The 17,642-nt window shown below is 51.3% G+C and carries 23 protein-coding genes and 4 pseudogenes; 2 read left to right on the forward strand and 25 right to left on the reverse strand.

Going from position 1 to position 17,642, the window contains the following annotated elements; all coding sequences use genetic code 11:
• Window positions 1-23: 23 nt before the first annotated feature.
• From NL510_RS17070 to NL510_RS17110, 8 genes and pseudogenes are all read right to left on the reverse strand, one after another.
• Window positions 24-323 carry an Ig-like domain-containing protein gene (locus NL510_RS17070; RefSeq protein ID WP_196373398.1) on the reverse strand — a complete coding sequence of 100 codons (300 nt, stop codon included), beginning with the start codon at window positions 321-323 and terminating at the stop codon, window positions 24-26.
• Window positions 305-1,258, reverse strand: coding sequence for a major capsid protein (locus tag NL510_RS17075; protein ID WP_029882052.1), 954 nt, complete (start codon window positions 1,256-1,258; stop codon window positions 305-307). The genes NL510_RS17070 and NL510_RS17075 overlap by 19 nt, the downstream gene beginning before the upstream one ends.
• A gap of 11 nt (window positions 1,259-1,269) precedes the next feature.
• Window positions 1,270-2,040 (reverse strand): hypothetical protein, encoded by a 771-nt coding sequence (locus tag NL510_RS17080; RefSeq protein ID WP_022651278.1) that lies wholly within the window; start codon window positions 2,038-2,040, stop codon window positions 1,270-1,272.
• 80 nt (window positions 2,041-2,120) lie between these two features.
• Window positions 2,121-3,218 carry a structural protein gene (locus tag NL510_RS17085; protein WP_253378499.1) on the reverse strand — a complete coding sequence of 366 codons (1,098 nt, stop codon included), beginning with the start codon at window positions 3,216-3,218 and terminating at the stop codon, window positions 2,121-2,123.
• A 1-nt stretch (window position 3,219) separates the two neighbouring features.
• A pseudogene (locus NL510_RS17090) lies at window positions 3,220-4,609 on the reverse strand (DUF4055 domain-containing protein).
• A gap of 1 nt (window position 4,610) precedes the next feature.
• Entirely contained in the window at window positions 4,611-5,918 is a 1,308-nt protein-coding gene (locus tag NL510_RS17095) for a terminase large subunit domain-containing protein (protein WP_253378501.1), read from the reverse strand.
• Complete coding sequence (locus NL510_RS17100) at window positions 5,896-6,876, reverse strand: terminase small subunit (RefSeq protein ID WP_253378503.1); 981 nt, start codon at window positions 6,874-6,876, stop codon at window positions 5,896-5,898. The genes NL510_RS17095 and NL510_RS17100 overlap by 23 nt, the downstream gene beginning before the upstream one ends.
• Before the next feature lie 1,223 nt (window positions 6,877-8,099).
• Window positions 8,100-8,603 carry a hypothetical protein gene (locus tag NL510_RS17110; protein WP_253378507.1) on the reverse strand — a complete coding sequence of 168 codons (504 nt, stop codon included), beginning with the start codon at window positions 8,601-8,603 and terminating at the stop codon, window positions 8,100-8,102.
• 758 nt (window positions 8,604-9,361) lie between these two features.
• On the opposite strand from NL510_RS17110, the gene NL510_RS17115 reads away from it, so the two are divergent.
• Entirely contained in the window at window positions 9,362-9,646 is a 285-nt protein-coding gene (locus NL510_RS17115) for a hypothetical protein (protein WP_253378509.1), read from the forward strand.
• 13 nt (window positions 9,647-9,659) lie between these two features.
• On the opposite strand, the gene NL510_RS17120 is transcribed toward NL510_RS17115, so the two are convergent.
• The 8 genes and pseudogenes from NL510_RS17120 to NL510_RS17160 all read right to left on the reverse strand — a co-directional run bounded on the left by NL510_RS17120 (window position 9,660) and on the right by NL510_RS17160 (window position 13,266).
• Entirely contained in the window at window positions 9,660-9,890 is a 231-nt protein-coding gene (locus tag NL510_RS17120; RefSeq protein WP_253378511.1) for a DUF1327 domain-containing protein, read from the reverse strand.
• Between the two features lie 17 nt (window positions 9,891-9,907).
• Window positions 9,908-10,108, reverse strand: a pseudogene (locus NL510_RS17125) (glycosyltransferase family 2 protein); the annotation flags it as partial.
• Window positions 10,109-10,311: 203 nt separating this feature from the next.
• Window positions 10,312-10,587, reverse strand: coding sequence for a hypothetical protein (locus NL510_RS17135; RefSeq protein ID WP_253378515.1), 276 nt, complete (start codon window positions 10,585-10,587; stop codon window positions 10,312-10,314).
• Window positions 10,588-10,594: 7 nt separating this feature from the next.
• Window positions 10,595-11,224, reverse strand: a complete 630-nt coding sequence (locus tag NL510_RS17140; protein WP_253378517.1) for a glycoside hydrolase family 19 protein — start codon at window positions 11,222-11,224, stop codon at window positions 10,595-10,597.
• Entirely contained in the window at window positions 11,224-11,505 is a 282-nt protein-coding gene (locus NL510_RS17145) for a phage holin family protein (RefSeq protein WP_253378519.1), read from the reverse strand. The genes NL510_RS17140 and NL510_RS17145 overlap by 1 nt, the downstream gene beginning before the upstream one ends.
• Window positions 11,492-11,887, reverse strand: a complete 396-nt coding sequence (locus tag NL510_RS17150; protein WP_253378522.1) for a phage holin family protein — start codon at window positions 11,885-11,887, stop codon at window positions 11,492-11,494. Before NL510_RS17150 ends, NL510_RS17145 begins: the two co-directional genes overlap by 14 nt.
• A 172-nt stretch (window positions 11,888-12,059) precedes the next feature.
• A pseudogene (locus NL510_RS17155) lies at window positions 12,060-12,997 on the reverse strand (phage antirepressor N-terminal domain-containing protein).
• 107 nt (window positions 12,998-13,104) lie between these two features.
• Entirely contained in the window at window positions 13,105-13,266 is a 162-nt protein-coding gene (locus NL510_RS17160; protein ID WP_253378524.1) for a hypothetical protein, read from the reverse strand.
• Between the two features lie 99 nt (window positions 13,267-13,365).
• Here NL510_RS17160 and NL510_RS17165 point away from each other — a divergent pair, with 99 nt between their 5' ends.
• On the forward strand, window positions 13,366-13,725 hold the full coding sequence (locus NL510_RS17165) for an Arc family DNA-binding protein (protein ID WP_253378526.1): 360 nt from the start codon (window positions 13,366-13,368) through the stop codon (window positions 13,723-13,725).
• A 66-nt stretch (window positions 13,726-13,791) separates the two neighbouring features.
• On the opposite strand, the gene NL510_RS17170 is transcribed toward NL510_RS17165, so the two are convergent.
• The 9 genes and pseudogenes from NL510_RS17170 to NL510_RS17210 form a co-directional block, all read right to left on the reverse strand.
• The gene (locus NL510_RS17170; protein WP_253378528.1) at window positions 13,792-14,181 is read right to left on the reverse strand and encodes an antiterminator Q family protein; all 390 of its coding nucleotides are present in this window, start codon (window positions 14,179-14,181) and stop codon (window positions 13,792-13,794) included.
• Window positions 14,178-14,294 carry a PPVAKH motif-containing phage-derived small protein gene (locus NL510_RS23170; protein WP_253378529.1) on the reverse strand — a complete coding sequence of 39 codons (117 nt, stop codon included), beginning with the start codon at window positions 14,292-14,294 and terminating at the stop codon, window positions 14,178-14,180. Before NL510_RS23170 ends, NL510_RS17170 begins: the two co-directional genes overlap by 4 nt.
• The gene (locus tag NL510_RS17180; protein ID WP_253378531.1) at window positions 14,291-14,923 is read right to left on the reverse strand and encodes a recombination protein NinG; all 633 of its coding nucleotides are present in this window, start codon (window positions 14,921-14,923) and stop codon (window positions 14,291-14,293) included. The genes NL510_RS23170 and NL510_RS17180 overlap by 4 nt, the downstream gene beginning before the upstream one ends.
• Window positions 14,916-15,086 carry a NinE family protein gene (locus NL510_RS17185; protein ID WP_253378533.1) on the reverse strand — a complete coding sequence of 57 codons (171 nt, stop codon included), beginning with the start codon at window positions 15,084-15,086 and terminating at the stop codon, window positions 14,916-14,918. Before NL510_RS17185 ends, NL510_RS17180 begins: the two co-directional genes overlap by 8 nt.
• On the reverse strand, window positions 15,079-15,528 hold the full coding sequence (locus NL510_RS17190) for a recombination protein NinB (protein ID WP_253378535.1): 450 nt from the start codon (window positions 15,526-15,528) through the stop codon (window positions 15,079-15,081). Before NL510_RS17190 ends, NL510_RS17185 begins: the two co-directional genes overlap by 8 nt.
• A gap of 182 nt (window positions 15,529-15,710) precedes the next feature.
• Window positions 15,711-16,187: a hypothetical protein gene (locus tag NL510_RS17195; protein WP_253378537.1), complete on the reverse strand. Its 477-nt coding sequence runs from the start codon at window positions 16,185-16,187 to the stop codon at window positions 15,711-15,713.
• A gap of 94 nt (window positions 16,188-16,281) precedes the next feature.
• Window positions 16,282-16,458: pseudogene (locus NL510_RS17200) on the reverse strand (DNA polymerase III subunit theta); the annotation flags it as partial.
• Window positions 16,458-16,784, reverse strand: coding sequence for a hypothetical protein (locus tag NL510_RS17205; protein ID WP_253378540.1), 327 nt, complete (start codon window positions 16,782-16,784; stop codon window positions 16,458-16,460). The gene NL510_RS17205 and the pseudogene NL510_RS17200, both read right to left, overlap by 1 nt.
• 93 nt (window positions 16,785-16,877) lie before the next feature.
• The gene (locus NL510_RS17210; protein ID WP_253378542.1) at window positions 16,878-17,642 is read right to left on the reverse strand and encodes a hypothetical protein; all 765 of its coding nucleotides are present in this window, start codon (window positions 17,640-17,642) and stop codon (window positions 16,878-16,880) included.

Here is a 17,642-nt window from a genome sequence, read left to right on the forward strand (position 1 = left end):
TTATGGGGCTTTCGCCCCATTCGTTATTCTCCGGCAGGCGCAGTGAAGGTGATCTCATCCGTGGTTTTCGCCACTCCTTCAACCGTGCCGGTTACCTTGAAGGTGCCAGCAACGTCTGATGTGAGTTTCACCGTTGCACCACCAGCAGAGCCTGTTTGAGAACTGGCCGTGCTAAGCGTGCCACCTGTGGACGTCCACGCTACGGTTTTACCGGATACACCGGAGCCATTCAGCGTGTACTTCAGAGAAACAGTTACCGCGTCTGTGCTGTCAGCAGTTGCGGAGGTTTTATCCGCTGACAGCGTTACTCCCCCACTGCGGATTCCAGTTTAATCAGCACGCCTGCCGTAGATTTGTTGCTGGTGAAGTGTTTCTTCCAGTTGCCCGCAGTGCCGATGGCGGTCAGGTCAGGGTTATCACCTTTGGCGGTATCCCAGCTGTAGCCCAACAGGTCAACGTTCACCACGCCTTCAGCACGATAGCCAACCGCAAGGTTTTCCTGATCGTTGATATCGTAGGAACGGAAGCCCGGCGCCTGAGATTCGGTGACGGTAACCGCTCCGGCCACCAGCCCAAGGATCGCATCAGCGTCCATGGTGTCAGTAACCAGCACAGGTTTACCCAGGGTGCCCGGCTGCCCGCCGTAAACCACCACGCCCGCTTCTTCATAGATTTTGTTGGCGATCGCCTCATCCACGATGTCGAAGTAGGTAGCGGAGTGCATAACGAAGAGCACAACACGGTTAAACTTGTCGCCGTACTTACGCAGACCGCGCGTCAGGGTCTTCTTACCGTCAGTTTCAATGTCGGCTGTTACGACCATGTCGGCGTTGGCGCCAATAGCAGCCGTCAGCGCCTTCAGACCGTATTTCACGTAGCCTTCCAGCGTCGCGTCAGCCACATCAGTGCCGATCACTTCGGAGAACTCGTCAACCGAGCGGCCGCGGCGTTTGAACGCTTCTTCAGTCGTTTCGTATGGACCGTATTTCCACGGCGCTTTGACGGAAACTGCTTCGCCGGCGCCAATCTTCTTACCCGTCACTTTTTCGGTGGAGTTAACGTCACGCGATTCGATAGAGCCGCCAACCTTGTAGAAGGCACGCTTGCGGAAGTCGCCTTCAATCAGCTCGTTATCCAGCAGGATCGCGCCGTTGGAGGACGCGTTGAAAATAGCCAGGTTGTCCTGGCGGCGCTCGAGGAAAGCGGTCTGCGCCAGGTCATCATAAATAATCAGGTCACTATTAACAGTGGTAGGCATGGGTTAATCCCTTATTTCGGAAGTTTGAGGAAGGCCTGCTGGCCATGCTTGCGGATGTAGTCCGCTTTGTCGCTGGCGCTCATTTCGGAACGTTTCAGGCTGCCACCGCCGTTTGGTTTGTGTCCACCCGCGCCGGTGCCTTCTGCGCGTGGGAACAGATGCGGAGCCGTCTCCTTTAGAGACTCCGCCCACTCAAGTGGGCTTAGTGGAGTTTTGCCGTCTTTACCGAACAGAACATCGCCATTTGCATCAACTGCTACGGCCTCGCCTTCGTCGTTGAGCTGGAATGTGCCTTTGGCACGCAGAATCAGATCGTCGGATGCTTCCGGCAGCGCGCCAGCTTTTGAGGCTGCTGCACGGATTGCATCGCCCAGAACCCGGTCCCGGAATTTGTTGGAGAACGCTTCGGCTTTGTCGGCGCGTTCATTTGCGGCTTTAATCTGCTTATCAACGTCAGCACGCAGACGCTCGGTGCGCTTATCGAGCACCTCATCAATTTTTCCGGCGGCGATAAGCTTTGCCTCTTCGTCGTCGGAAAAACGCTGGAGGATCCCGCGCACTGCGTCAGGATCGATACCATCAAAGCGAGACAGGGTTTCTTTTTGCTGCTTGATGGTGCCCAGCAGCTCAGAGTTTTTTGATTTCAGGCCAGTGACTTCGCTGGTCACACGCTCATCAATCAGCTTCTGTATTTCTGGCGTGATTTCGATACCACCGCCACCGCTGCCCTCTCCGCCGCTTTCTGGTGCGTAAAATTTCAAGAGCATGTTTCGAATTAACATAATTTCCCCTTGGGATTTTGCCGGGCCTCGCCCATAAAAAAGCCCCGGCGGATGCCAGGGCGTGAAGAAAGTAATGGTTGTTAGTAGTCAGTACCTGAGAGCTGTTTCAGACGTTCCAGGCTGATCCATTCGCCTTTGTCAGTGAACATATCCTCCAGGTCGATTTCACCCGCGCGGAACAAACGGCCACGCTCGGCACCCAGAACCTGATCCTGCCGTTGAGCTGGCTGACGCGCGAGCCATTCCAGATACGAAGTTTTCCCCGGTACCTGTCCATCCATGCTGGCACGACTTCCCTCGTCCATCTCATCGATATCGATGCCAAGTTCGCGCCAGGATTTAAGGATTAGGGTTTCAGTAGAACGGCAGCAGAAATGAATTTTCCCTGGTCCCTGCAGGTAAGGCACCTTATGCCCGACCGGTTTGTTATCCAGGGTGTAGCGCAGCAGGTCACGAATAATGCAGTCATGACTTGTTTTATTGTCCAGCGTAGACAGCCACTGTTTGCCTTTCACGATATCGCTGTTGGCACTGGTGAAGCTGTTGCGTGCTGTGGCAGCCAGATGATTCACGGCTGTTTTAGCGATGCTGGCGGCGTTTGCCCTGCTCATCTGCAGCGCGCCGTCGCGATAATCTTTACTGGCGTGGCCGAGAACACTGCGCGCGATTGTTTCTACCGTGTCGCCGGCAAGATACCCCCTGCGGACGGCGTTCACTATCCGCGCCAGCCTGTCCGATTTCAGATTCTCCGCCCACTCACTCAGCAGCCTCCCCTGAAAGGGCTGCGCCATCGCCGCGGCATACACCATATCGGAGGTGATGCCCTGCAGCGGATAGTGAGACAGGACCTGTGAAGGCAGAAGGGAATCGAACAGGCTCATCTGATAACTGGCTTCGTTCTTTGCCAGCGCCACCAGCTCACTCTCGAGCCCGGCCTGCATGGTGGCTACGGCCTGATGGTTAAGATCGCGCACACTGCCCAGTAAACTCTGCAGACGGCTAACGGTGAAGCTCTCAGGAGGTAATCTGTCCAGCGCATCCAGTAGACGTGCCGACAGGTCAGCATCCGTCTCGTTAAGCAACTTCATCATCCGGTTTGCCACGCCTGTTGCATAGCGGCTCAACCAGACGGAATGTGCGATCGACTCATCGCGCAGGCTTTCGTTTACGGTTGCCATATCAGCCACCGGTCAATGTGGGGGCTTGGTTGCGAAGTGCATCAATCACTTCGTCCGGGCTGTCTGCCGGGTCGATGAGGTCGAGCTTCTGAAGCACCCTTATCATGTCGGTATCGCGCAGCGCGCCGGACTGCCACGCGTTTACAATAGCAGTTACCATGCCAGACTCTGCAACCTTCGCGATGAATTCCTGGTTGATGGTGTAGGCTGGCTCATCGCCTTTAATTCCCAGATATTTTGCGCACCAGCCCAGCGCCAGCGTATAGGCCTCTGATACGTTTGAAACGCAGATACCCAGCACAGAGGTTGATGCGCTCTGTTCACCGCTTGCCTGCGTTGCCGTCTTCGCCGTGGCGTTCTGCTCAATCAGCCGCGCGCCAAGCTGCACCATGTAATCACGCTTGCTGTCCATGGCCTCTTTCGCCAGCATGTTCGGCTGCGCCTGGGCATAGCCAAACGAGCCTTCTTTAGGAAGCAATAAGGGTGAGCGGGAACCGATTTTGACGCCTTTTTTTTCCAGGTGGTCGCGCCAGTTGGTATCAAGCCCAGTGATATACGGCTGAACCTGTCCGCAGAACCACACGCTGTCCTCATAGTCAGCACTGTTGCGGTAATGGCCGTGGTTAATTTCCACCAGCGTGGCCAGCGGAGAGTCATCGATAGTAGGGTCGTTGTTCTGGGCACCTACAAAGGTGAACGGGATTTCGTCCCAGTAGTCCTTTCCTTTCGGCTTCGGTTGATATTCGCTGCTAACGGTATAGGCTCCGCTTGCGCTACCACCAGCCCGGCGCCAGACCCGACAGATAAACTTCCCCTCTGCCAGCTCCAGTTCGCGGTACTGGATTTCGTCCTTATAAGCGAAACCGTCAGGCTCTTCTACACATTCACGCAGGATCACCAGCACCAGCTGATCGCGTCCATTGATACGCTTCGTTCGCCAGTTGATGATGTTCTCTGCCTGGTAGCGGAGGATAATCGCTTCGTCGGACTCTGCAGCGTAATCGACGTAAATGCCCTCTCGCGCAACCTCCAGCACGTTCTCGGTCACCAGCTGCGACTGCTGATAAATACTGGTACCGGCCCCGTCAGCATTGTCCAGCAGGTATTTCAGCTTTTCCGGACCGCTGAAGGTGGGATCCTTTCTAAACGCCATACCAAGCATGCCGATCTTCGTATTAGCGGCAATGGCATAGAATACCGCGCGGCTAAGATAGTCCTCATTGCGCTTACGGTTGCGCGTGGATTTATCGGTTGGGTCGAGATAAGGCAGGTACTTATTGCCCGCGGCTTTTACCGCCTCAACTCCCTTACAGAAATCACGATATTTCTTCCAGGCAGCAGAAGCCGCCCCGGTGTTCTGGTCGAACCCAGGTGATGTCGTCGTTTGCCATATCAGAAGGTGGTGTCCATGGTGATTGAGTATGCTGGTTTCACGATCGGGTAATCCTTCACGATGAAGTACCCACCAGCATCATTGGGGTGATCGTTATCCGCTTTTTTGTCCGGCTCGCCGTTCGCTGCCCAGACTTGTTGTTCAAGGCTTTCGGTATAGACCGGGCAGTTTTGCACGTTAACCAGATAGCGGCGTTCGCCGTTGGCGTTGCAGAACATGGCGCTCATCGAGTTGATGCGGTCTTTAACCGGCGGGTTGGCATCATCAACGATGACGCTGAATCCGGCATCGTTGAGCTGGGCGATATCGGTCTTGCTGGCGTTCTGGGACTTGCGGGAGTCGCCTGACGCATCCGGATAGATGTAAATCTCCCGGCTCTTCACGTAGCGACCATGCTCATAGCGCCAGAACTCTTCCTGAATGCGCTTAATCATCGCCGGCGTGTCGTAGACTTTCACTAACTCACGAACAGCGCGCGGCAGGCCGTTTCGCTTAACGTGAACAATCGCGGCCATTTTCCCCACGTTGAAGTCCATGCCGATAAACAGCGGATCCCCATCCTGAATCTCGTCAGAACAGTTATTTAGCTTGCGGTTGAAGGTGTGGTAGATGGTCCCGCTGTTGAGGTTGGTGAACTTCCCGCGCAGGTATGCCTGAATCAGTTCATCAGGATAAGAACTTAGCAGCGACGGGATGTAATCCGGGGGCAGATTCTTCGCGTTGTCGAACGTACTGGCCTGTATCAGACCGTACAGAGCAGAAAGCTCGGGCTTTTCACGCACCGCCTTCACGAACTGCTGGTAGACGAATTTGAAGCCTTCCGGCGTTGTGGTGACATCGATGCCGTTACGCAACCCATCGACCTTGTAACGCATACGGGCTATGATTTTTCGCCATGCCTGTTGCGCTTTGGCTGCCGCCATGACGTCCAGCTCATCAACCATCGCGTTACCGATTTTGAAACCGACTATCGAGCCGGGCTTCTCCATTGAGCGGCAGATTGTGGTCCCGCGGTATCGTCGCCCCTCGTAGAAGTGAACCTCTTTGTTCCCCTCATTGATTATGACGCTCAGCCCCCAGTCAAAGGCCACTTCCTCAATCGTCGGGTAGAAGATGTCACGGATCTGCGGGTACGTCGGCGCGAAATACCCCTGGTTGATTTTAGGGTGCTCCCACATCCCTTTGCAGATGCCGCCACAACCCACCCACGTTTTACCGGAACCAAACCCGGCAACGTAGGCTTTGAATTTGTGCTGCATCGCAAGGAAGCGCGCCTGAGGGATGTTAAGTGTCGGGCTGATCCCCATCCTCTGCCCTCGCATCCACTACGTTGATATTGATCTGCACTGGGGTAGGTTCATCGTCATTACCATCACCGGCTAGCTCTTTGCGGAGTTTCTCGACCTCAAGCTGCCGGCGTTCGATTTCAATCTGCTGCAGGCGCTGCGCGAATTCGCTATCGGCCAGGCCCAGGCGCCTCATAACCGCTTCGTACATGCGCTCGCGGCTTATGGCCTTTATCTCCACTCCACTCTTCCCCAGCTTGACGCCGGAGTATGCCAACGCAGCATCAGGGGAAAGTTTCCTTGTGTCAGCGAAGTAAGGCTGGCCAATGCCATCGCCATTGCAGCGCGGGCATTCAGGGTTTGGGTCTCGGTTGTGGTCATATCCATAGCCGCCCACGTCGACTGGCTCACGCTTGTCGCGTTCTTTAACTTCCAGCCGCTTCTCTTCAAACTCCACGGCATCGCGCCATTGATATTGATGGCCAAAGCCCCAGCAGTGACGACACGCACCACGACGATATTGTGAAAGCTGGTTTGCGTCGAAGGTGGCGAGCTGCCACATCTGCGCGAGGACTTCATCGGCACCGCCAAGCGTGCGCGCAATGGATGCTTTCTGCTGCTGCGCAATGGGCTGAGCAACGTTAGGATTCGTTATAAGCTGACGACCGTAATTTGGGTCACTATAACCAGCGCGTGCAGCGGCGGCGGTGGCGTTACCATCCTTCAGGTATTCTGCGACAAAACGTCTTTGCTGTGCCGTTAATCCATCATCATCCATCAGCTCATTTGCGCTTTGTTCTTTTTGCGCAGTGCGCACTTTTTTCTGCGCAGATTTTTGCGCAGAAGGTTTTTTGATATATCGACGGGCGGTAGCGTAATTCAGTCCCTGCGCTTCACACCATTCCTTTGGTGATACGCCGGTTGCGGCATGTTCGGACAGGAACCGTTGCTGAAGCTCGCCCCAGTCCGGTTTTGCCATTACTCACTCCAATAAAAAAGCCACCAGCGGATGCCAGTGGCTTGAATAGATGTGGTGTCCTGTGCTGCCACGGCGTGCATTACAAATTACACGGCGGGGATTCACCGAAGTGAATCTGGTTTCAGGCTTGCCCGTTTTTCACGGGACGCTTCTATGGCGCGCAGGTCAGCATCCTGCATTCACCACAATTCGTCATTATCACAGACACTCTGTGAATACCCATTGTAATGTTCAATGTGATGGCAATAAAAACCGCCCGGAGGCGGCCTGAAATAATCGAATCTTGTTCAGTGAGGTGGGGGTATTGGTCCTTTGAGAACGACAGCTTCACCGTTATGGCAAAGATCGTAGCCACGAGTTAGATGCCATATACCTCTGATTATTTTCCCTGTAACCATATCTTCGGTTTTACCATACGAAAAGTAAGCTATCTGGACACATTCATTGTGTCTGATCCAATAATATCCCTCTTTCATTATTCACCCCTTAAATTGTTTCATTAAGAAGTGTATATGACGATTCAGAACCCGGTGGTCGAGGAAATGTTTTTTTTCAAGTATGTGATGCCGGGTGCCTCCCGGTGACCTCTCGCTGGTTATCAAAGCCACGTGCATATATGCAGACAGAAGTCAACAAGGCGTACCACCGTCTGGAGGGATTCATCACATCAATAACTTAATCAAAATGAATTCATGCGGTCAATGAGTGGTTTAAGTTGCAAAAAAAAGCCAGTTCGGACTGAACTGGCTGGGTCTTGCAGTAAGTAGATAGCACATCACACTTAGCTCGATGTTTAGTCTATTCCTTTAGTTATGCCTTCGGATGCCGGGTGCCTCCCGGTGAATTTGCCACAGTCTGCAAATCCGCAAACGTTACGTGCAACAGCGACTGCTTGCCCCACCGCAGAGGGGGATTCAGCCGAATGACAAAGATATCGATTCACTTGTGTATATTGAAATTAGTACACAATTCCAATTTTGAAAGTCACTTTAGGAAAAACAAATAATTACAACACTAACTATAACTCATGAAATTAGTTATCACTTATAAATCACCATATAAAACATTTAAACTTATAACTGAGATTTCTCTTAGGCTTTGCTTTAAAGTCCGAGCCTCCTTGAAACGAAGACCGTTTTGGTCACCCTTCCGAAGTGCTGGATTTCAGTTCGGAAGGGAAATTTTTTCGAAGCATAACACAGTCAGATTAAACGCCTTAAGGTTCACTTACTTAGCCTCTCCAGGAGGTCTTTTTCGAATGCACCTGTGCTTTTGCATTCTACTGGCTTGACTTTATCATTCCCGTCCGCAGTTACGAGACCAGCAGTCCCTGTGACTGATACTGAGACATTTGATCCTTCTCCTGCACTCCATACCTGCGTGACTACACGATAACGCTCCTGAATGTTTTGAGTTTGCTTAACCTCTGTGCAATCGAGAATTAAGGAAGCAAATTCAACATCTTCACCAACAGCAGCAACGATCCCAATGGTTTGGTCATTTACAACAGGGGTCATCCCTTTTTTTTGATAATAAAGTTGAACTGCGTTAATCAGTTCATCAGGCTTGCGGTTGCCAATTTTTATTGAGGGGGCAGAAGTTAACATTCCTAACGCATCAACACTCTGCTCTGAATTACTTGACTGCCCTCCTGCTTTCACAGGGCCATAAACGTTAATACAGCCAGTGATGAAAAAGGGAATAAGGAAATGCTCAACCTTTAACATAACATTCACCGATAATATAGAGTGGTGCACGCAGAAAGCTGGGAGCATAAAACTACCAGTATAAAAATTCTAAATTTCATCACAGAACTCCTTTTTTATACAGGACCATTTTTGGTGTAAATAATCAGCTTTGAACGTCGTAAACAGTTTTGCTCAATCTGCCTACAAGCTTGGCTTTTGTTATAACGGTATCGGCTTAGATGTATCATCGACATATCCTCAGTAAGTTATGCCTGTTCCTTTATCCGCTTGTGAGGATATTGAAAAAGCATTTCCTGTAGGGAATAATCCTAAGGTAATTCCTAAAAATTACCGCTTACGCTTGTTAAAACGACAGTAGCGTCCATCATTAAGACTCTCTGAGCTGGCTCCTACCAACACCAGAGAGAGCAACTCCTTAGAGTAAGATGCTCAAAATTAAGCATCTGCCTGCCCTCCTCGTGAGGGCTTTTTTTCATTATCGAAGCCCTCAGTGAAGAGCTTCTGTAATGAGGTTTTGCATAATTTTCTTAAAAAATCAGCGGGCGCAATTTTACGCAGGCTACCCGTAAATGGTGGCCAACCACAACATACTTAATCTCTTCAGCCACCAGCGAATCTCCAATAAAAAAGCCGCACGATGGCGGCTACTGTCTGAATATCAGGGTGTTACTTCATATTAACCCTAGTCAAAGTTGTTGTTCAGCCCGTCAGTGATGGGACACTGTCGCACTCAGGCACGGAGGGATGGCTGATTACCTCTGGATTTGGAAATATAAATGGATCAACAAACAGCTTCTCTTCTGCACAAAATCGCTACTCTTGAACAGCAGATGGCAAAAAAAGGTGCAGCCGCAAACTTTGTAATCACTCGCATGATCAAGCTTCTCGATGAACAATCGGGCGATAGTCAGTTTTCTTCCAAACTCAGAGAGACTCTTTCAGAATCTCTGGATAAACTGAATCACAGTCAGTCAGCACCTATCAAGTCTGCCATCAACGAGTTGCTTCAGCCGTCTGTGCAAATAATGCTCCAGCCGAAACCAGAGAAGTTTATTAAATAATTGTGAGCGGCCTTCAGGCCGCTTTATTAATTTCGTCATTTACAACGCTGATGATATTTGCAGCAGTTTTTATGGCTTCACCTTCATAATATTCAAGCGTGCCTCCCTCAATTCGAGCAATATAAACCGCCATACTGAAAATGTTTAACATTGGTACCGCCTTCGCCCTTACGCTCACGGTAGCATTAATAACTTCACCGTTAGCGATGAAAGACGAAACTACTAACTCGTGGTTCTGCATCATTCTTAACCCCGTCAAAATTATTTATGTTTAAACCAAGCGCTTTCTTTACCGATACCATCAGTTTTAAAGATTGTATGAACCTTAGGGCCGGTAACAATGCAATCACCTAACGACTTCGCAGCCATACCAAACGCGCCCATATCCACCAGCGTGGCGGGTGCTGTCTCCATCTTCCAGAAACGATGGCTCTCTATCCGGTAGTTAAGGCGAATGATGCGAGGCTGTGAGAATTTGCTATGGTTAAAGTCCAGAGGAGAGACTGTGCCAGAACCTCAGGGACGAGGCTCTTTTTTCTCTTACATTCTCGCAATTGTTTTGCCACGATTTGTTGTGTGCCAGGACATCGCGCTTCGTCTGCCTGTCCATCACAACGATATCCTGTCTGGTCAGATAGAGCGGCTTACTCCATTCACAGGCAGTATCAATCACCACCGGGGCGCTGCCACGTGTCACGCAGCTCGCGATCAACATCGTCATCATGCATACGGTTAACAGTCTGCTGTACATTACTGGCCTCTTTTGCTGCCTCAACCCGGCGTTCCGCTGCTGCGATTTTTGCCGCTGCGTTCTCTTCGGTGCGCTGCTGGTTTGCTTTCACTTCTGCTTTGCTGGCGCCGCGCATGTGGCCCAGGCCAAAAGCGCCAGCGATGGCAGCTAAAACTGCGGCAACCAGGCCGATTAACGTTTCAATCCCCATAGTCACCTCACATCAGCACTGATTTCGCCAGGCTGAACCGCGCGCGGCGGTCATCAAGACCGTTGCGTCCACCATTAATAATAAGTGTTACGCGCTCCACGTCGCCGGAATAAAGCAGACAGCCGTGAGAGACATAGAACCATGCCGCTGAGCGGGCAGCATATTCATCCTGCTCCAGGAGTTCTGGCCGGGTTACAAGATCCAGCTTCAGTGCGTGGCCACAGTTGCGGTAATTGCTTAGCCCGGTGATTTGCTTCAGTCCGCGACCGCGATATCTCCAGCCATCACCAGCAACCTGATTACCCAGGTTCTTTTTACCCCACTCACCGCCGTAAACCAGATTGGCTATCGCTTTCTGATTTGCCGGTTGCGTTGCCGTTCTGCCGAGTGCGGCCGCCTGCTGTACGGTAATGCGGTGTCTTCCGAATGTCGGCACCAGATTTTCTGCCGCATAGTTCAGGTTTTCTACCAGCCGGGTGAAGCCGCCGGACTCATGGCCCATCTGCGCGATAAACATGGCCTGATCGATCGGTGCAATGATGCCGGATTCGCTCATAGCGGAATCAATATGCGGAAACCAGCGCGAAGCAATCCCGGCGCTAATGCCAGCCGCCTTCTGAAATTGTTTTTGGTTCATTAGTGCCTCAGAGCATCAACCAGGCGTGCAACGTTTCCCCTGGCCCAAAGAACAGCAGCGCAAATCAGGACATTCACCAGCACAATGAACCAGTGCGATTCATGGTAAAGGCCGAACAGGAAACGGAAAGGAACACTGGCGTATACCAGCACCGTGAAATAGGCCATCAGCGATATCAGTGGGCGATGTCTCGACCCGCCACGCTGGTAAAACATCAGGAGAATAACGATTACGCCGCAAATAAGGGCGTTGATCATTGCTGCAGGATCACTTGTTACCATTACTGGTCCCTCCTCCACGTAAGCGAGAGAGAATTCCAAACAGGCTACCCAAATCCTGATTATGGACAAACGTTAGCAACTTAATTGCCACGGCGGCCACCATTACCGCCCCCAGTGCATCAAGCGGCCTGTCGCTGTAGTTGGTCCACTTCGAGAAGAAGGAGCCAACCAATGGAGCACCAAGAACGCCAAAGATGAATGACGTGATGAAGTAGCCCACCAGCTTAAGGCGGGTGATATTTACCGCTGTAGCGACGTAGAACACCGCGCCAGCAAAAGCGCCAAACACCACACCGTAATCAATGCCGGTTGCCAGACCGAACATACTGGCACCCATCAGACCACCAGCTGCTACAGTAGTGCCAGAAACAGGATCAGACATTTAGTCCCCTCTTATTGCCGTGAGTCCTCTCAGAGTGAGGGGAATAAAAAAGGCCGTCAGATAGCAGCCCAAATAAAAAGCCCAAGGCGTTAACCTCGGGCTTGTTTGTTTAAGTTCGTGTCGAAGTGACCACTCTTACCATGATATTCATGTTTTTACGTACGTAAAGTATTTAGTTGATTACGAACTCAGCTTTAACCCCTCGGAAGGAGATTGTTTTATTGCCAGCCCGGCGGCAAGCGTCAGCGATGGCTTTCATTCCATATTCAACATTAGCCAGATGACTTCGCATTGCTACGATTTCAGCCTTGGGTGCAGACACATCAAATCCCGCAGCCTCAAGAATGTTGATCAGGCGAATGGCTGCCGACGTTGAATTATCACCCACAACATCGGCATGGTAACGTCAAGAGCCGGAGCGCACATTGACTTCCCGAATGACAGGTTTCCGCTGCGCACCACCGGATTGTTTTCGATCCACCACTGGATGGGAAGGTTAACGTCAAGCTTCGGTGCCGGAAGCACCTCCTGCTTTCCGAGGAACTCCCCATCCAGTGGTACACGCGCGGCGATAGAAAGTGCCTCGGTAAACTGATCGTCGCTGATTTCCTTGTAGCTGCAACCAAAGTGAGATTTCAGTGAGGACCACATGGTAATCATCGCCTTGGCCTGATTCTCTTTCGGCAGCGCCTTGCCGCGCGTCATTACCAGTTGCTTGATCGCCTCCTGCTGCTCAGCGGTGATTTTACCAGGTAACGCCTTTTTAGCTTTGCGCGGGTTTTTGACCTCGCCCTTCGTCCAGTATTCGTAGAGAACGTCGTCGCATTCTTCCTGGTACTGGATCACCCGGTCACGGATTTCAGGGCGAACCTTGTTCGGGCTAATGCTGTTCAGCCAAGCAGCTAGCTTGCGTAACGCCAGGCAAATCATAGATTGCATCCCGCCAGTCGAAGGTATGGTGATTTCGACCATACCTTTCGCAAAGCGTTGAGAAATCTTCTTATGTTGCGATTTCCAGTCCAACCCCATACCTTCAACAATCGGCTTCATTGGGGTGTACGCCTCTCCGTTATGCTCAACAACGAAAAGAGAATTACCATAGAAAGGCACGTTGATTGTACGATCTGCAATTGCTAAAATTGTCATGTCAATATTTCCCAATCAGATTTGTTGATATCGAAGCCTCGATGGTTGCAGCCATTGGGGCTTCATCATTTTTACAGTGCATGTTGCATTTTCTCTCTGTACTTGAGCCACCATACCAATCCTTGAACCAAAGCTGCATTTTCTGAAAGCCCCTCCTCATCGGCTATGCGTTTAAACTCCTCTTTCAACTTCTGCGGATAACGCAGGGTCGTTTTTACTTCAGTCTTTTCCACTCTCATCTCCTTAGAGGCCACAACGCCACCACGAGGCCATAATGCCACCATTGAAATGATATGGCAATATGGCACCATTGATTTTTTGAGGGATTTGCAATGGCCGAAAAACAAGTAAAAGACTACGACAAGTTCAACCTACGTTTCCCGGACGGGATGCGTGACGCCATAGCAGAGCGGGCCAAGCGAAATGGAAGGTCGATGAACTCTGAGATTGTGCAGATACTTCAAGAAACGCTGGATACCGATAAGGCTATTTCTGAAAGCGACCTTGTTGATTTCGACTCAACTCAAGCCGCTTTTAATGCCGCATCGACAGCAGAAGAGAAAGAGCGGTTCCTTGGTGACCTTGCGAAAAAAGATCCTTTCACAGCAGACATTCTTCGCGAGGGAGAAGAGCACGCTAGGCGACTTGCTGAGATACTTGGTCGCCGCATGGAGTATCTGGACGATAATTAAGTAAAGCCCACCTGAGTGGGCTATCTACGGCAACCATATTCATATGAATACAGTTTAATTTTCCTCTCATGCCGCCGGAAAAATCCTTACATCCCTGTCCATTTCCAGCCTGATTTCCAGCGCCATAAGGAGGCCATCAACAATCCCCTCAGCGTTGGATAGTTTTTTCCCTATGTGCCCGTCAGAACAATGATGCGCATTCGCCAGTTGCATGAAGGTTTTTCCGAAAACGTAGTAATCGAAAAGCAGGTCGTGAGCCACAGGATGCTTTGACCTTAATCCAGCCATCAGGTTTGAGATAATCAGACCATCATCATCGCAGCACTGAAGACGAGTGCGCACCTTCGATGGTATGAGCCCAGAGAAACCAGCTGCAATCGGCGGCCAGTAAACATCTTCGCTGTTATCGGCGGCCCACGCTCCCCAGCGCTCTAATACTTGCTGAATATTTCTCATGCGGCTTCCTTCTGAGGCTGGTTTATTTTGGTCTGGCCGTACTTTGCTACTGGAGGCATGCTGGCGCGCTTAACGCTTTCAGCCTGGTACCGGAGGAAGTCGGTAAGGTTCATGCGGCCTCCTGTCGGCGGGCCCGGCGTTTTTCCAGTGCGCGGGCTTTACGGGTGAAAATGGATTTGATGCGCTGCAGGTATGGGATGTCGAACCGGCGGACAGCGTTATCGTTGTTTATCGCCTCAACTTTCTCGGGACCGATGCGCTCAATAAGGCCCTGTTCAAAAGCCTTTTGCGCGCCGTCCCGATCCCGGTTGCAATAGACACACTGGGCTGCGGTATTGTGAAGGTTAAAAGCCAGATGCGCCGCTGCGCCGCGGGTGCGGTAGTGGCCGCAGTCCATGGTACCGCCAAACTTCTGCTCTGTTAGACGGCCGCAGCTGATGCACGGCTTACCGGCATCCCTCAAACGGACATACCGGTTGAAAGCCGCCTGCGCTTCAGCTCTCCACTGCGGTTTCGTTTTTAGTGCCACCTTTCTTGCTTTCAGATCCCGGCGTTCCGCGCGCTCCTTCTCTTTGCGTTCCTTGATGCGCTTAGCAGCGGCTTTAACCTTCTCCTTCTCGCGTTCTTCCATCGCGAGGATTGCGCCGTGCTCCGGGCAGCACCAGCGGATCCGGATGTCGTGAAATTTCGGCACGAAGTATTCACCGCATACTTTGCACTTACGGCGGGACGGTTTACGCATGCTTCCTCCTTGCCGCGAGACGCAGCCATTTCTGATCCACAAGACGGGCGGTGTAACCCTTCAGTGTCGGGATGTCGGACGAGTTAACCGCGCGCTTTCGCTGGCGGCGCGCCGGAACGCGGAAGATTTCGTTTGTGATGACGCGTGCGAGAGGATTACCCACGGGAGGCCCTCCATTCTTGCGCCCAAGCAATACGCTTACTGGATGCTTCGGAGAACTTTACGCCGCGCTCGGTGCCGAACCAGTAAATCGCCTCGATGACGTCGACCATGTAGCGCTTGCTGGATTTAGATGTGCGAACGCCGAAATAAACGCGGCCGCCGTTGATGCCCGGTGCGGATTTCTGCTCCTGGTCTTGAGTCTGATTCACCAGAACGGTGATCAGGTCCTTCCACTCTTCGCGGTTCAGCTTTTCTCCGTGCCACACTACCTGATCAGATAGGTCTTTCAGCAGCGGCCACATCAAACGATTTTGCTTGTCAGTGCGGGTTTCTTCCCGGGCCTCGACCACCATCGGCGCGCGAGGGTTTACCGGCAGGGTGCGAATGTACGCGATGAGGTTGTCTTTAACGGTGTCGTTAACGATGCAGTAGTGCTGCTTCATACGCCACCTCCTAGAGGTAACGCAGAATGCAGAAAATCGCAGGTGCATTTCTGCATCTGTGACAAGGTGAAGAGTTCAGGTTGTGATCGCATTTAAGTCCCCTTAAATGCGCAGAAGTCACCGCCGGGTGTTCAGGCCTACGGTGATTTAATTATGGCTGGTTGATTCCAGAAAATCAAAGGTCAGGGACTAAAATTAACATCTCTAAATCCCAAAAAATGGGCATTAGCATTCCATAGCGTAACTAATTCACGAATCTCCGATATAGGACCTTTGCTTTGGTAGGCCACATCAGGTGGTGATCCGTTTCTGAATGAGGTTACGATATTGTGGTTCAGCCGTTCTAAGAAATATTCCCCCGCTTCTTCCTTGCTCATTCCTGCGTTTTTATCCATACGCGATACCATGTTTCTCGCCGTATCGATGGCGAAAATAATGTTCGCAAATTGCGGAAAAGTCCATTCTGCGTCACTTTTCCCCGTAGAGGATAAATTTGCCCTCTCAGCCTGATAAGTGAGTGCATCCTGAATATTTCTTCTTAGTGTTTCTCTGAATGCTTGCTTCTGAAAATGAATTCCTTTGCATGTAACAAAAAGGCTGATGCCAGCAGCGACGGCAGAGGCGCAACCAGCTATAGCACTCCATGAGTCTGGGCTCATAAATCCCCTTGAGTTATTTTTTCTCGTTCTAGATGGCCATCTCGATATAACGCGGATCGGATGCCCGCGGCAACTGTATGCTCTGCTCGCGTTAGTATCGCACGCGATCCATGAAATACTCGCGTAGATGCTCTGGTTGCTCACGCGCTACTTGCTCTGCGATAACCGGCATGTTCAGACGTTCTTTGTACGCCACGCCGCTGGCCGCCAGGTCAACGTTAACCTTGTCGCGCTCTTCCTGTGGCTTTGCAGCAATATTCCAGTCAGACATTAGTCAGCAGTTCTCCCCCGCCAGCGTTTATTACTTTCTGAGATTCGATCCGTATCGACGGACTCGACCTCCCCTTCGGAAAATCTAATGGCATTTGCTTTATTTAGTACTGCCCTGGCTGCTTGTTCCGCCTTACTGAAATGTACTTTCTTTTTTCCCCTAAAACTGCCAACGAGGATTTTGGAAGAGGTATGCGTCTTGTACTTGCTGATCCGCAACTGTGCAGCCAAATGTGCTTTTGCTTCGGTCCGGTTAGCGGGCTTCTTCTTAACTAATTCAAGATCTAATTGATACTGCTGCTTAGCATTTAGCTTCTTCGGCTTCATGGTGTCACTCTCAAACAAAGTCCGTTTATCATAGAATAAAAGGCCACTAAGGGCCTTGATTTATATCTATGGTAATTCTCGTCAACTTTCTCGTCACTTCACCTCCTGCTGCGGTGCTGCTGCTATCATCCGGCGATACACATCGTAAGTTCCGAATTGTTCATCATCAGCCTCAAGCATTTCATGGGTGGGTTCTTCTGGAACAATCACCCAACCATCCGGAATCACCGGAGAGTTGCTGCTCATAGCATCCTGAAAGCGTTCAAGCTCCACGTATTCCTGACATGACCAGCCGCCATCAATGAAATCACGAGCTTCAACAGCGTCGAAAGTGAATGATGTTTCGCTGCCAGTTGGTGAGGTTAGGCCGTACAGGTCTGCTACCGACTTAAACTGTGTGACTGGAATATTTTCCGGAATATTTTGCGGTACGTTTTGTGGTCGATCTGCACCCTGAAGCATGGCGTTGCGTACGGTTCTGGCGATGCGTTCACGAAGCTGCTGTGTACCGTGATACTCTACGGCGATATCACGCAGCTCGTTCACCAGCTCACGAATCTGATGGTCTTTCATTGATACCGGCGCTGGCGGGGCGGCGTAGACCTCAATAACGCCGTCATCAATGGGCCACTCGCCATCCTTGATATAATCCGTGTTTCCGTCCACTTGCTGATCGGCGATGTGAAAAGCTCCTATCGGTTTAGCTTCGAGCGATGCCAGCGCGATACGCGCCAGCTCAAGCTCTTCTTCAAGATCAGCCCGTGAATCAGCGAAAGAGGTCTGCGTGACGGCAAACTCCAGACTTTTAACCTTTTCGCGCGCACGTTCGCGTAACTGCTCTCTGGTAATAGTGCTCAT

The organism is unidentified bacterial endosymbiont (genome assembly GCF_918797525.1).
Taxonomy (GTDB): Bacteria; Pseudomonadota; Gammaproteobacteria; order Enterobacterales; family Enterobacteriaceae; genus Enterobacter.

What these genes read in the sequence shown, in the direction of transcription:
- NL510_RS17075 (WP_029882052.1), bottom strand. Translation starts at nt 1,258, where the DNA reads ATGCCTACCACTGTTAATAGTGACCTGATTATTTATGATGACCTGGCG.
- NL510_RS17080 (WP_022651278.1), bottom strand. Translation starts at nt 2,040, where the DNA reads ATGTTAATTCGAAACATGCTCTTGAAATTTTACGCACCAGAAAGCGGC.
- NL510_RS17085 (WP_253378499.1), bottom strand. Translation starts at nt 3,218, where the DNA reads ATGGCAACCGTAAACGAAAGCCTGCGCGATGAGTCGATCGCACATTCC.
- NL510_RS17095 (WP_253378501.1), bottom strand. Translation starts at nt 5,918, where the DNA reads ATGGGGATCAGCCCGACACTTAACATCCCTCAGGCGCGCTTCCTTGCG.
- NL510_RS17100 (WP_253378503.1), bottom strand. Translation starts at nt 6,876, where the DNA reads ATGGCAAAACCGGACTGGGGCGAGCTTCAGCAACGGTTCCTGTCCGAA.
- NL510_RS17110 (WP_253378507.1), bottom strand. Translation starts at nt 8,603, where the DNA reads ATGTTAAAGGTTGAGCATTTCCTTATTCCCTTTTTCATCACTGGCTGT.
- NL510_RS17115 (WP_253378509.1), top strand. Translation starts at nt 9,362, where the DNA reads ATGGATCAACAAACAGCTTCTCTTCTGCACAAAATCGCTACTCTTGAA.
- NL510_RS17120 (WP_253378511.1), bottom strand. Translation starts at nt 9,890, where the DNA reads ATGATGCAGAACCACGAGTTAGTAGTTTCGTCTTTCATCGCTAACGGT.
- NL510_RS17135 (WP_253378515.1), bottom strand. Translation starts at nt 10,587, where the DNA reads ATGGGGATTGAAACGTTAATCGGCCTGGTTGCCGCAGTTTTAGCTGCC.
- NL510_RS17140 (WP_253378517.1), bottom strand. Translation starts at nt 11,224, where the DNA reads ATGAACCAAAAACAATTTCAGAAGGCGGCTGGCATTAGCGCCGGGATT.
- NL510_RS17145 (WP_253378519.1), bottom strand. Translation starts at nt 11,505, where the DNA reads ATGGTAACAAGTGATCCTGCAGCAATGATCAACGCCCTTATTTGCGGC.
- NL510_RS17150 (WP_253378522.1), bottom strand. Translation starts at nt 11,887, where the DNA reads ATGTCTGATCCTGTTTCTGGCACTACTGTAGCAGCTGGTGGTCTGATG.
- NL510_RS17165 (WP_253378526.1), top strand. Translation starts at nt 13,366, where the DNA reads ATGGCCGAAAAACAAGTAAAAGACTACGACAAGTTCAACCTACGTTTC.
- NL510_RS17170 (WP_253378528.1), bottom strand. Translation starts at nt 14,181, where the DNA reads ATGAGAAATATTCAGCAAGTATTAGAGCGCTGGGGAGCGTGGGCCGCC.
- NL510_RS23170 (WP_253378529.1), bottom strand. Translation starts at nt 14,294, where the DNA reads ATGAACCTTACCGACTTCCTCCGGTACCAGGCTGAAAGCGTTAAGCGC.
- NL510_RS17180 (WP_253378531.1), bottom strand. Translation starts at nt 14,923, where the DNA reads ATGCGTAAACCGTCCCGCCGTAAGTGCAAAGTATGCGGTGAATACTTC.
- NL510_RS17190 (WP_253378535.1), bottom strand. Translation starts at nt 15,528, where the DNA reads ATGAAGCAGCACTACTGCATCGTTAACGACACCGTTAAAGACAACCTC.
- NL510_RS17195 (WP_253378537.1), bottom strand. Translation starts at nt 16,187, where the DNA reads ATGAGCCCAGACTCATGGAGTGCTATAGCTGGTTGCGCCTCTGCCGTC.
- NL510_RS17205 (WP_253378540.1), bottom strand. Translation starts at nt 16,784, where the DNA reads ATGAAGCCGAAGAAGCTAAATGCTAAGCAGCAGTATCAATTAGATCTT.
- NL510_RS17210 (WP_253378542.1), bottom strand. Translation starts at nt 17,642, where the DNA reads ATGAGCACTATTACCAGAGAGCAGTTACGCGAACGTGCGCGCGAAAAG.